Source organism: Curtobacterium sp. MCBA15_001 (assembly GCF_001864835.1).
GTDB lineage: Bacteria > Actinomycetota > Actinomycetes > Actinomycetales > Microbacteriaceae > Curtobacterium.
This window is the reverse complement of record NZ_MJGI01000027.1, coordinates 258,327-270,741: the sequence shown is the minus strand read 5'-3', so window position 1 is coordinate 270,741 and position 12,415 is coordinate 258,327. Positions and strand designations below refer to the sequence as shown.

Genomic DNA, 12,415 nt, shown 5'->3' with positions numbered 1-12,415 from the left:
GCACCGGGCCTCCCGTCCGATCGTGGGTCGGGCGTCAGCCCTTGACCGGGATCGACTGCGCCTTCAGCGCCGCGATCGTCTTGCTCTGCCCGGACTGCAGCGCCTCGGCGAGCGTGCCCTGGCCGGACGCGGCCTGACCGAAGCCGTCGGAGACGTCGGCGTAGGTCTGCGTCATCGTCGGACCCCACGTGAAGGGCTGGATGTCCTTGGCGGCCGAGGCGAACTCCTCGTAGATCTTCTGGTCGCCGTAGAAGGGCAGGCCCTCGGTCAGCGCGGGGAGCTCAGCACCGGTCGAGGACGCCGGGTACAGGTTGGCCTCCTTGTTGAGCGCGGAGAGCGCCTCGGTCGAGGTGTTCAGCCACACCAGGAACTTCGACGCCTCGGCGGGGTGCTTGCTGCCAGCGAAGACGACGTTCGACGAACCGCCCCAGGCAGCCGACTTGCTGGCGCCGGACTCCCACTGCGGCATCGGGGCGACGGCCCACTTGCCCGAGGTCGACGGTGCGCCGCTCGAGATGGTGTTCGCACCCCAGACGGCGGACACCCAGGTCCAGTCCTGCCCGCTGTCGTACGCGCTGTTCCACTGGTCGGTGAAGCTCGGCAGGGTGTTGACGAGCTTCTCGTCGATCAGGTCCTGCCAGTAGTCGGCGACCTTCTTCGACGCGCTGTCGGTCAGGTCCACCTTCCAGTCCTGGCCGGAGTTCGAGAACCACTGACCGCCGGCCTGCGAGACGAGCCCCGCGAACTGGTTGACGTCGCCCTTGGCGAAGTTCGTGATGTTGCCGCCCATCGCCTTGATCTTCACGGCGTCCTGGGCGTACTCCTCCCACGTCTTCGGCGCGGTCATGCCGGCCTTGTCGAAGAGGTCCTTGCGGTAGTACAGCGCCATCGGGCCGGAGTCCTGCGGCACCGCGTAGACGGCCTTGTCCTCACCGAACGTGACCTGGTTCCAGAGGCCGTCGGAGAAGTCCTTCTTCGCGGCACTGACACCGGCGCAGGCGCCGATGTCCTCGAGCCCGCCCTGCACGCGGAACGCCGGCAGGGTGTCGTACTCGACCTGGCCGATGTCGGGCGCCTGCTTGGCCTTGAGCTGGTTGAAGAAGTTCTGGTACGTGCCGCTGTTGCCGTTCGCGACGATGGAGACCTTGACCTGGATGTCCGGGTTCGCCTTGTTCCAGATCGCGACGACCTTGTCCATGTTCGGGACCCACGTCGTGAAGTCGAGCGTGACCTTGCCGCTCGAGGGCTTGCAGCTGGACGCGCTGCTGTCGGAGGAGCCGCTGCCGGAGCTGCTGCCGCCGGTGCTGCACCCGGCCAGGGCCATGGTGGCCGCGACCGCGACGGCGGCGACGCTGAGGAACTTCGTTGTCTTCATGCTGGTTCCGTTTCGGGAGGTGATGGGGATGTGGTGCGGAGGTGGTGGGTCAGGGGTGCACGGGCCGTCGCCCTGCGCGGCGCGCTACTTCAGACCGCCGGAGCCCAGGCCGCCGCGCCAGAAGCGCTGCAGGCTGAGGAAGGCGATGAGCAGCGGGATGATCGAGACGAACGACCCGATGAGCACGAGGGTGCGCAGGTCCGGGTACTGGTTCACGCTCGAGTTCCACGTGTAGAGGCCGAGGGTGACCGGGAACAGCGACGAGTTCCGGAGCATCACGAGCGGCAGGAAGAAGTTGTTCCAGATGGCGACGAACTGGAACAGGAAGATCGTCACGAGGGCCGGGGACATCAGCCGGACGGCCACGGTGAAGAACGTGCGGACCTCGCTGGAGCCGTCGATCCGCGCGGCCTCGATGATCTCGTCCGGCACGCTCGACGCCGCGTACAGCCGGGACAGGTACACCCCGAACGGGCTGACGATGCTCGGCAGGAACACCGACCAGAACGTGTCGGTCAGGTCGACCTGGCTGAAGATGAGGAACAGCGGGAGCGCCAGCGCGGTCGCCGGCACCAGGACGCCGCCGAGGAACACGTTGAACAGGGCCTCGCGGCCGCGGAACCGGTACTTCGCCAGGGCGTAGCCGCACATCGCGGAGATGACGGTACCGATGAACCCGGCGACGCCGGCGTACGCGATGCTGTTCGCCACCCACCGCAGGTAGATGCCGTCCTGGCGGGTGAACAGGTCGCCCAGGTTCGCGATCGTGTCCTGCACCGCGGTGCCGCTGAACCACAGCGGCGCGGTGGTGTTGAAGTTGCCGACGGTCTTCGTCGACGACACCAGCAGCCAGAAGATCGGCAGCAGGAAGTAGACGGTGAAGACGCCCATCACGATCATCGCGGCGCTGCGGGAGATGACGCTCTCGCGCGGTCCGCGGGTGCCCGGCTGGTGCGGACGGGAGGCCCGGTTCGGCTCGAGCGGTCGGCCGGCGTCGCGTACGGCGCGGCGGGAGGGGGCGTTGACGGTCATTCGGCGGCCTTCCGCTGCGTCAGTCGGAGGAAGCCGATCGACAGGATGAACGTGGCGAGTGCGAGGACGACCGAGAACGCGGCCGCCAGGTTGAAGTTCGGCACCGACGAGGTCGAGTACACGAGCATGTTCGGGGTGAACGTGGACGAGATCGTCGACGTGAACTGCCGGAACACGGTCGGTTCGGTCAGCAGCTGCAGGGTCCCGATCACGGAGAACACGGCGGTGAGCACCAGGGCCGGCACCACGAGCGGGATCTTGATCGACACCGCGATGCGCCACTGCGATGCGCCGTCGAGCTTGGCGGCCTCGTAGATCTCCGCCGGGATCGCCAGCAGCGACGAGTAGATGATGAGCATGTTGTAGCCGACGTAGACCCAGGTCACGACGTTGGCGACGGCCCAGAGCACGGTGTCCGCACCGAGCAGGTCGAAGCGGCTCGTCACGGCCGAGAACGGCGACAGGTTCGGCGCGTAGAGGTAGCCCCACATGATCGCGGCGATGACACCGGGCACCGCGTACGGCGCGAAGAAGGCCAGGCGGAAGAACCGCTTGCCGCGCAGCAGCGGGGAGTCCAGCAGCAGCGCGAACACGAGCGCGAGCAGCAGCATCACGGGGACCTGCACGATGCCGAACAGCAGCACGCGCAGCACCGAGCTCCAGAACTCGCTGTTCTGGAACACCAGGGCGTACTGGCTCAGGCCGCCGAACACCTGCGTCGGGGCACCGAACGTGCCCTGGCGCTCGATCTTCTGCAGCGACTGCCACACCGCGTACAGGATCGGCACGAGGTAGAACGCGGTGAACAACACCGCGAACGGGGTGATGAAGATCGCGATGGCACGGCGGTAGCGGAACCCGCCGGCCGTGCGACGTCGAGCGACCCGGGGTCGCTGGGCTGTGGAGGTCATGCGTGCTTCCTGTCCGTGCGGATGATCTGGGTGCCGCCGGGAGCGACGACGGTGGCGCCGTCGACGGGCCGGTCGACGACGAGCTCGTGGCCCGTCACGGTGTGCGCGACCTGATGGTCGGAGTGGTTGAGCAGGAAGACCCACTCGTGCTGGTCGTCCCGACGGCGGACGACCTCGAGCCCCGGCTCGGCGACGGGGTCGGGTCGCACGCCGGCTGCGTCGAGCACCTGGCGGAGCAGGGCCGAGCGGGCGTCGTCCTCGAGCACGGTGGAGACGTACCAGGCGCCACCCGCGCCGACGGCGTTCCGGGTGACCGCGGGCGAACCGGCGAGGGGACCCTCGGTGTACGTCGTGACGGCCGTCGCACCGTGCAGCGTGACGGGCTCGGACCAGGTGTGCGCCCGGCTGCCGTCGGAGAGTCCGAGGGTCTGGCCGGCGGCGAGCGGGCGGAACTCGTCCACGCGCACGCCGAGCAGGTCGCGGAAGGCGCCGGGGTACCCACCGGTGCGGACCCGGTCGTCGCCGTCGACGACGCCGCTGAAGAACGTGACGACGACCTGGCCGCCGCGCTCGACGTGCTCGGCGATCACCGCGGCGTGCTCGTCGCGCACGAGGTACAGCTCCGGGACGACCACGACGCCGTACCCGTCGAGCGGGGCACCCGGTGCGACGACGTCGACGGTCAGACCGAGGTCGGTCAGCGCGGCGTGGAACGCGTGGACCTGTTCCAGGTACCGGAGCTCGGTGGTGGGGTGGGCCTCCAGGTCGGCTGCCCACTGGACCTCCCAGCTGAAGACGACCGCGACGTCGGCGACGACGCGGGAACCGCGGAGTTCGCCGAGCCGCTCCACCACGGCACCGAGCGCGACGACGTCGCGCCAGGTCTGCGAGTCGGTGCCGGCGTGCGGCAGCATCGCGGAGTGGAACTTCTCGCTGCCCTGCACCGACTGGCGCCACTGGAAGAAGCAGACCCCGTCGGCACCGCGGGCGATGTGGCTCACGGTGTCGCGGAGCATCTGCCCCGGGTCCTTCGCGACGTTGCGCGGCTGCCAGTTCACCGCACCGGTCGAGTGCTCCATGAGCAGCCACGGGCCGCCCTTGGCCAGGCCGCGCGTGGTGTCCGCGGCGAAGGCGAGCTCGGCCTGCGGACGGGCCAGGCGGTGGTCGAGGTAGTGGTCGTTCGCGATGACGTCCATGTCGTCGGCCCAGGTCCAGTAGTCCAGCGCGGTGATGTGCGCGGCGACCATGAAGTTCGTCGTGACGGGCTTGTCGCTCAGCTCGCGCAGGACGGCCACCTCGGCACGGTGGTGGCCGAGGAGCTCGTCGGACGAGAACCGGTCGAAGTCGAGCGTCTGGCCGGGGTTCGTGAACGACAGGGTCGCGCGGGGCGGCAGGACCTGGTCCCAGTCGGAGTAGCGCTGGCTCCAGAAGGCGGTGCCCCAGGCGGCGTTGAGCGCCTCGACGGTGCCGTAGCGGTTCCGGAGCCAGTCGCGGAAGGCGTCGGCGGAGACGTCGCAGAAGCAGTACGCGTTGTGGCAGCCGAGTTCGTTCGAGACGTGCCAGAGCTTGACCGCGGGGTGGTCGCCGTACCGCTCGGCGGTGGCGCGGACCAGGGCGAGGGCGTGCTCGCGGTAGACCGGGGAGCTCGGGCAGAACGCCTGGCGGCCGCCGGGCCAGCGGGTGGTGCCGTCAGCGACCACGGGCAGGACCTCGGGGTGGGCGGTGGTCAGCCACGGCGGGGTCGAGGCCGTGCCGGTCCCGAGGTCGACGCCGATGCCCGCGCCGTGCAGCAGCTCGATGACGCGGTCGAGGGCGGAGAAGTCGTACTCACCCTGGTGCGGCTCGACGTGCGACCAGCCGAAGACGTTGATCGCGACGAGGTTCACGCCGGCCTCGCGCATCAGGCGGACGTCCTCGACCCAGACCTGGGGGTCCCACTGCTCGGGGTTGTAGTCGCAGCCGAACGCGAGTCCGGTCGAGCCGAGCCCGAGCGCCGTGGTGGCGGGTGCCGGGAGGGTGGTGGTCACGGGGGTCCTCGTCTGGTCGGGGCGGCGGTGCTGCCGTCCCGGTCGCGTGCGACCCCTTCGACGGCGAAGGCCACCCAGTGTTCTGGGAGCGCTCCCAGTCAGCCCCGACCGATTCGTCCGGGAGGTTCTGGGAGCGCTCCCAGAGTGAACACGATTCCGTGGTCCTTGTCAACACGGCGTCCGTTCCGGTCAGCCTCGCACCGGCCGCGGCGCCGGTCCGGCCCCGCTTCTTCGCCGAAGCGACAGATCCCTGCCGACGGTCGGCGGACATCTGTCGCTTCCGCGGGTGAGACGGGCCGAGGCTGCCGACGGCCGGCGGACATCTGTCGCTCCCGCGGACGGAACGGACGCAACGGATGGACGCGACGACGAGCCCGGCAGCCACGGACGCGACCCGGCCAGCGCGACAGCCAGCCCCGGCGCCCCGGCTAGGGTTGCGGCATGACCGACGTCCGCGCCGCACGCCCCCGTGCGACCATCCAGGACGTCGCCGACGAGGCCGGTCTGTCCCGCGGCACCGTCTCCCGCGTCCTCAACGACGAGCCCTACGTCTCCGCCGAGGCCCGCGACGCCGTGCGCGAAGCCGTCCGCCGCGTCGGCTACGTCCGGAGCGCCGCAGCCCGCAGCCTCGTCACCCGTCGTTCCGGCGCCGTCGCACTGATCGTGCACGAGCCGAGCGTCCAGGTCCTCGACGACCCGAACATCGGCAACATCCTGATCGGCACGAACGCCGTTCTGTCCGAGGCGGACCAGCAGCTCGTGACGATCATGGTCGACTCCGCGCGGGACAACGAGCGCGTCGTCGAGTACCTGCGCGGCGGCTTCGTCGACGGTGCGATCGTCCTCTCGGCACGCGACGGCGACCCCGTCACGCGGGCCATCGCCGAGATCGGGCTGCCGGCGTGCTTCGTCGGCCACCCGTCCGACGCCGCGAACGCGTCCTACATCGCGATCGACAACCGCGCCGCCGCCGAGGAGATCACCCGACGCCTCGTCGCGACCGGACGGCGACGGATCGGCATGCTCGCCTCGGGCCTCGACCGTGACTCCGGCCAGGACCGGCTCGAGGGCTTCACCGCGGCGCTCGGCGACCGGTTCGACCCGGCCCTCGTCGCCCGGGACCCGCTGTTCAGCTACACCGCAGGGGTCGAGGGGATGCGCGAGCTGCTCGAGAAGGCGCCCGACCTCGACGGGGTCTTCGCCGCGTCCGACGCGGTCGCCGCCGGCGCGATGGACGTCCTGCAGCGCTCCGGCCGCTCGGTGCCGGGCGACATCGGCGTGGTCGGGTTCGACGACAGTGCCTGGGCGCTCCGCTGCGACCCGCCGCTCTCCACCGTCCGACAGCCCGCGCGCACCCTCGGGGAACACGCTGCGCAGCAGGTCCTCGGGCAGATCGCCGGGACGGTGACCGGCTCGCACGGCCTGGTCCTGCCGACCGAGGTGGTGTGGCGCGGCTCGGCCTGACCCCACCGCACTGACCGGCACTGGTCTGGCGCGGCTCGGCCTGACCCCGCCGCGCTGACCAGCGCCGCCGTGTACGGGTCCTGTACGGACCGGCATCCCAGGACGCCCGCCAGCAGCGCATCCGGGTGTCGGCGCGCCGATGATCGACTCCATGGACGCCCCACACGGACTGGTGGTCGTCGCCGAGGACGAACCCGCCATCGCCGACGTCGAGCGGCTGTACCTGCGTGACGCCGGGTTCTCCGTCGTCGTCGCGCGGGACGGCCAGGACGCACTCGCCCTCATCCGCCGGTCGGCCCCGGTCGCCGCGGTCCTCGACATCGGTCTGCCCGGGCTCGACGGCATCGCGATCCTGCGTGCGCTCCGCACTGCCGACGACTGGACCCCCGTGGTGCTCGTCACCGCCCGCGACGCCGAGGTGGACCGCGTGCTCGGCATCGAACTCGGCGCGGACGACTACCTGACGAAGCCGTTCTCCGGACGGGAGCTCGCCGCACGCGTCCGCGGTCTCGTCCGCCGGACCCAGCTGCGCACCGGCGCCGTGCTGGGCGGCGGGCGGCTGCAGGTGGACCGGGATCGCCACCGGGTGACCGTCGACGGCACCCCGGTGGCACTGACGGCGACCGAGTTCGCGCTCCTCGCCCACCTGGTCGCGGAGCCCGGGCGGGTGTTCGAACGCGCACAGCTGCTGAGCACGGTGTGGGGCGTGGCCGACTTCAGCGGGACGCGCACGGTGGACGTGCACGTCGCACAGCTCCGCGCCAAGCTCGGCGATGCCGCAGGGCTCCGTACCGTCCGCGGCGTCGGGTACGCCTACGACCCGTCCGGTGCACCGTGACCCGGGCCGACCTGCGCCCGCGGACCCTGACCGGCCGGATCGTCGTGACCACGGTCGCCGTCGCGGTCATCGCGGTCCTGGCGGTCGCCGTCGTCGGCTTCCGCCTGGTCCGCCAGGAGTCGATCGGACAGACCGCGCTCGTGCTCCGGTCGTCCGCCCAGGCCGTCGCCGTCACCCCGCGCGGTGAACGGGCTGCGTTCGCCGCGCGGATCGAGCGCCGGAGCGCCGGCCGCATCGACGTCGGGTCCGGTGGGACCGGCAGCGTCGACGGGATCGGGATCCGACTGCCCACCGGCCTGGAGGTACGGCTCGCCACCGCCACGCGGCTGTCGGTCCGGCAGGCGGACGGCTGGCGCACCCTGCTGGTCGAGGCCGTCCCGGCGCGCGGCGGGGGCGGTTCGGTCATCGCGGTGGAGGACGTGTCGATCCTGCACGGCGACGCGGTGCTGACCGGGTTCCTGGTGGCGCTCGCCATCGGGGTGCTCGTCGCGGTGGGACTCGGCGTGACGCTCGCCCGCGTCACCACCCGTCCGCTGCGCCTGGTCGCCGCGTCGGCGGGACGGCTCGCGCGCGGCGAGCGCGGCGTCCGCTCCCGGACCGACGAGGACGCCGTCGCCCCGGTGCGTGAGGTCGCCGCGATCCAGCACGCCCTCGGGGTGCTGGACACCGAGCTCGAGCGGTCGGAGTCGGCGCAGCGCGAGTTCCTGCTCTCGATCTCGCACGAGTTCCGCACACCGCTCGCTGCCGTGCGGGGGTACGCGGACGCGCTGGCCGACGGCCTCGTGCCCGCCGACGACATCGCCCGCGTCGCCGGGGTCGTGCGTGCCGAGACCGAGCGCCTGGACGCCTTCGTCGCGGACCTGCTCGCACTGGCGCGGACCGAGGCGGACGACTTCCCGATGCGACTCGAGCCCGTCGACGTCGTCGCACTGGTGGCCACGTCGGTGCTCGCCTGGCAGGGCCGCGCGGCGACGACGGGCGCCACGGTCGCCGCTGCGCCCGACGCCGAGCACGCGCGGGTGGTGTCGGACCCGCAGCGGCTGCGCCAGGTCGTCGACGGGCTCGTGGAGAACGCCCTGCGCGTCGCGTCGCCGGGTGGACGCGTCGTCGTCCGGGTCGCGGAGGTCGCCGACGCGGTCGCCGTCTCGGTCGTGGACGACGGACCCGGCATCGACGCGGGCGACCTCCACCGCGCGTTCGTCCGGGGCGCGCTGCGGGACCGGCACCGCGACGACCGTCCCGTCGGCACCGGCCTCGGCCTGTCGATCGCTGCCCGGCTCGTCGACCGCCTCGGCGGGACCATCGAGGCGGTCCCGAGGGCGCGCGGCGCCGAGTTCCGGGTCGTGCTGCCCCGGTCGCCGCGCCCTGACACGACCCGAACACACCGCTGACGGACGCCGAACGGCCGCGGACCACGATCACGCCATGGACATCAAGCACATCATCACCCCGCTCGCCGTCGCCCTCGTCGCCGGGGGTGCCGTCACCGCCACCGCCGGTGCCGCAGACGCGGCCACGCCCGCTTCCACCCCGTCGCCGTCGAGCTCGGCCAGCCACCTGCCGGAGGGGGCCAGCCTCGGGACCATCCAGGCACACGGCGAAGCCGCGACCACCAAGCGGATCAGCTCGCTGAACGCGGCGATCACCAAGGTGGACGCCGACACGACCCTGACCTCGAGCGACAAGAGCACCCTGCTCGGCACCCTCAAGGCCGACGTCACCGGGATGGACCACCTGCACGCCGCACTGGCCGCCGACACCACGGTGGCCCAGGCCCGGATCGACGACCGCACGATCGTCACCCAGTACCGGGTGTACCGCGTGGCGCTGCCGCAGGAGCGGATCGTCCGCGCTGCCGACCGCGCGACCGCGAAGGCACTCCCCCGACTGCAGCAGGCGGAACAGCGACTGTCCGACCGCCTGGCGAAGCACACGGCGAAGGACTCCGACGCCGCGAAGGCCGCCCTCGCCGACCTCCAGAAGCAGATCTCGTCGCTGCAGTCGGACACCCAGGGACTCGCCGCCGCAGGCCTCGCGGTCACCCCGGCGCAGGACGACACGAACCACGACGTGCTCAGCGCGACCGGGGCGAAGGCGAAGGCCGTCCGCAGCGAGGAGCAGGCCGCGGCGAAGGACGCCAAGGCCATCCGCGCGGCACTCCACGGCTGACCCCGGCCCCACCCGATCACCGTGCCCGGCGTCCTCGTGACACCGGGCACGGTCGCGTCCGGCTCTGCACGGGCATCATGGGCGCATGGGGAACGCACGGGTGGGTGCGGCCGTCAGTGCCGCGGTGCTGGTCGTCGCGATCAGCGGGTGCTCGTTCGTCGGGACCACGTGCACCGCGATCGGGTGGGCGAACGCGGTCCAGGTCCGCGTGCCGGGTTCGAACGCCGACACCTCACCCGTCCACCAGGTCGCCGTCTGCCTGGGCACCGACTGCACCCCGGGCACGCCACCGACGGCGGGACCAGTCCCGAGCGACGGTGCGACCCCGGCCGCGCTCCCGTCGGGCGGCGCCGGGGAACCCGGGACGACCGCGACGCTCCCGGTCGCACCGTTCCACACGACCGTGCACGAGGGTGACGTCTGGTCCGTGACGACCGACATGAGCACGCCGGCGAGCGCACGGGTGGCCGTGCTGGACGCGGCCGGCACGACGTTGCTCGACCGTACGGTCGAGCTGTCGTGGGACCGGCACGTCGGCTCGGCGCAGTGCGGCGGACCGAGCAGCGCGGCCGTCACCGTTCAGTAGTTGACAGTTAGAACTCGAACGGTTAGCGTTCTGATCATGCAGGCACCGCACTTCGACACCCCGCTCCAGCTCATGCGCTGGATCGGGTGGGCCCAGCGCAAGGCCGCCGACGAGTGGGTCCGCGAGCGCGAACTCACGCACGAACAGAGCTTCGTCCTCGGCTACCTGCAGCAGAACCCGGGCGCCATCCAGCGTGACATCGCCGCGATGACCCGGACCAGTGCCGCCAGCGTCTCGAGCCTCCTGCAGGGGCTCGAGAAGCGCGGGCTCGTCGAGCGCCGATCCGACGTCGACAACGCCCGGACCAAGCTCGTGTTCGCCACGCCCACCGGCATCGACCTGATCACCGGGTTCGAGGACGCGATGACCGCCCTCGACGACACCCTGCTCGCGCCGCTCTCACCGGACGAGCGCACCACGCTCCGCGAGCTCCTGCGCAAGGTGACCGCCGAGCTGCCGGAACCCACCCGGTAACCGCACCCGCGCCTCCCGGCCGTCCGCCGGAGGCGCCAGCCTGCCCACGCGACGGCCACCGCCGGACGCGCCGTCGACCCTGCCCGGAAGGGACAGCACCATGACCACCGAGACCACCACCGCAGCGGCGACGAACCGCTGGTACCTGTCCGCCGCGCCGATCGCCAGGGCCCTCGTGCACCTCTGCGTGCCGATGGCCGCGGCCATGGTCGTCAGCGCCCTGTACAACGTCATCAACGCCGGCTTCATCGGCTCGCAGCACGACACGTCACTGCTCGCCGCGATCACGTTCGGCACCCCGCTCCTCGGCGTGATCATGGCGATCGGCGGCGTGTTCGGCGTCGGCGGCAGCGCCCTGATGTCGCGGCTGCTCGGTGCGTCCGAGCACGACCCGGCGAAGGCCGACGAGATCAAGCACGTCGCGTCGTTCGCCGTGTGGGGGTCGGTCATCACCGGCATCGTGCTCGGCGGCGCCGGACTCCTGCTGCTGGGGCCACTCGTCGGCGTGCTCGGCGCGGATGCTGCCGCAGTGCCCGCGACCAGCGCCTACGTGGCCGTCATGCTGGCGTTCGTCCCGGTGCTGGCCGCTGCGTTCTGTCTCGAGCAGATGGTCCGCGCCGAGGGGGCCGCACGCCAGGCGATGATCGGTCTGATCCTGTCCACGATCGGGAACCTGGTCTTCGACGTGCTGTTCATCCTGGTGCTGCACTGGGGCGTCGCCGGTGCAGCGCTGGCGGTCGGCCTGGCCAACCTGGTCAGCATCGTCTACTGGGTGCGCTGGCTCGGGACGCACAGCGAGAACGTCTCCCTGTCGCTCCGGTGGTTCACCCTGCGCCGCTCGGTCCTCCGGCCGGTCTTCGGCATCGGCGTCAGCGAGCTGCTGCAGGCCGGGTTCCTCATCGTGACGACCCTGGTGCTCAACAACCTCGCCGCGCAGTACGGCGACGACCCGCTCGCGGCGATGGGCGTCGCCGTCCGGATCGCCCAGGTGCCCGAGTTCCTGGTGATGGGGGTCACGATCGGCGTCCTGCCGCTGCTGGCCTACGCGTACGGCAAGGGCGACCGGGCCCGTCTGCACGCGGCGCTCAGGGCCTCCGCCCTGACCGTGGGCGCGATCGTGCTCGTGTTCTCGGGGACGGTGTTCGTCTTCCGCGAGCAGGTCTTCACGGTGTTCTCGTCGGACCACTCGGTGCTCGCGATCGGCCTGACGATCCTGGTCGCCCAGCTCGTCGCGACGATCGTCAACGGCTTCACGGGGCTCTTCACGTCGCTCTTCCAGGCCGCCGGACTCGCGACGCCGGCCATCGCGATGTCCCTGGCACAGGGCGTCCTGTTCATCCCGATCGTGCTGCTGGGCAACCTGTGGTTCGGGCTCGCCGGCATCATCTGGGCGCTCACGGTCACCGAGGTCCTGGTGTTCCTGGCGGGACTGGTGATCTGGCTGGCGTCCCGCGGGCGGATCGACCGGGGCCTGGCCGACGGCAGCGCCGAGCGTGCCGACGCGGTGCTCGAGGAAGCACCCGCGGGAATGTGATGTTG

The 12,415-nt window shown here is 71.5% G+C and carries 11 protein-coding genes; 7 read left to right on the top strand and 4 right to left on the bottom strand.

The annotated features are described in order from the left end of the window. Positions 1 to 34 precede the first annotated feature (34 nt). From BIU90_RS17290 to BIU90_RS17275, 4 genes are all read right to left on the bottom strand, one after another. Positions 35 to 1,375: an extracellular solute-binding protein gene (locus BIU90_RS17290; protein ID WP_071301412.1), complete on the bottom strand. Its 1,341-nt coding sequence runs from the start codon at positions 1,373 to 1,375 to the stop codon at positions 35 to 37. 84 nt (positions 1,376 to 1,459) lie between these two features. Continuing rightward, the gene (locus tag BIU90_RS17285) at positions 1,460 to 2,407 is read right to left on the bottom strand and encodes a carbohydrate ABC transporter permease (protein ID WP_175470251.1); all 948 of its coding nucleotides are present in this window, start codon (positions 2,405 to 2,407) and stop codon (positions 1,460 to 1,462) included. Further along, a complete protein-coding gene (locus BIU90_RS17280; RefSeq protein WP_071301411.1) occupies positions 2,404 to 3,318 on the bottom strand; it encodes a carbohydrate ABC transporter permease in 915 nt (304 codons plus the stop codon). Before BIU90_RS17280 ends, BIU90_RS17285 begins: the two co-directional genes overlap by 4 nt. Then, on the bottom strand, positions 3,315 to 5,345 hold the full coding sequence (locus tag BIU90_RS17275; protein ID WP_071301410.1) for a beta-galactosidase: 2,031 nt from the start codon (positions 5,343 to 5,345) through the stop codon (positions 3,315 to 3,317). The genes BIU90_RS17280 and BIU90_RS17275 overlap by 4 nt, the downstream gene beginning before the upstream one ends. 441 nt (positions 5,346 to 5,786) lie before the next feature. Here BIU90_RS17275 and BIU90_RS17270 point away from each other — a divergent pair, with 441 nt between their 5' ends. From BIU90_RS17270 to BIU90_RS17240, 7 genes are all read left to right on the top strand, one after another. Then, a complete protein-coding gene (locus BIU90_RS17270) occupies positions 5,787 to 6,809 on the top strand; it encodes a LacI family DNA-binding transcriptional regulator (RefSeq protein WP_071301409.1) in 1,023 nt (340 codons plus the stop codon). Between the two features lie 151 nt (positions 6,810 to 6,960). Further along, positions 6,961 to 7,647, top strand: coding sequence for a response regulator transcription factor (locus BIU90_RS17265; RefSeq protein ID WP_254787101.1), 687 nt, complete (start codon positions 6,961 to 6,963; stop codon positions 7,645 to 7,647). Then, complete coding sequence (locus BIU90_RS17260; RefSeq protein ID WP_071301407.1) at positions 7,644 to 9,038, top strand: sensor histidine kinase KdpD; 1,395 nt, start codon at positions 7,644 to 7,646, stop codon at positions 9,036 to 9,038. Before BIU90_RS17265 ends, BIU90_RS17260 begins: the two co-directional genes overlap by 4 nt. A 34-nt stretch (positions 9,039 to 9,072) precedes the next feature. Further along, positions 9,073 to 9,816: a hypothetical protein gene (locus BIU90_RS17255; RefSeq protein WP_071301406.1), complete on the top strand. Its 744-nt coding sequence runs from the start codon at positions 9,073 to 9,075 to the stop codon at positions 9,814 to 9,816. An 85-nt stretch (positions 9,817 to 9,901) separates the two neighbouring features. Further along, a complete protein-coding gene (locus BIU90_RS17250) occupies positions 9,902 to 10,402 on the top strand; it encodes a hypothetical protein (protein ID WP_071301405.1) in 501 nt (166 codons plus the stop codon). A 36-nt stretch (positions 10,403 to 10,438) separates the two neighbouring features. Then, the gene (locus tag BIU90_RS17245; RefSeq protein ID WP_071301404.1) at positions 10,439 to 10,876 is read left to right on the top strand and encodes a MarR family winged helix-turn-helix transcriptional regulator; all 438 of its coding nucleotides are present in this window, start codon (positions 10,439 to 10,441) and stop codon (positions 10,874 to 10,876) included. A gap of 100 nt (positions 10,877 to 10,976) precedes the next feature. Beyond that, on the top strand, positions 10,977 to 12,410 hold the full coding sequence (locus tag BIU90_RS17240; RefSeq protein ID WP_083404058.1) for an MATE family efflux transporter: 1,434 nt from the start codon (positions 10,977 to 10,979) through the stop codon (positions 12,408 to 12,410). Positions 12,411 to 12,415 lie beyond the last annotated feature (5 nt).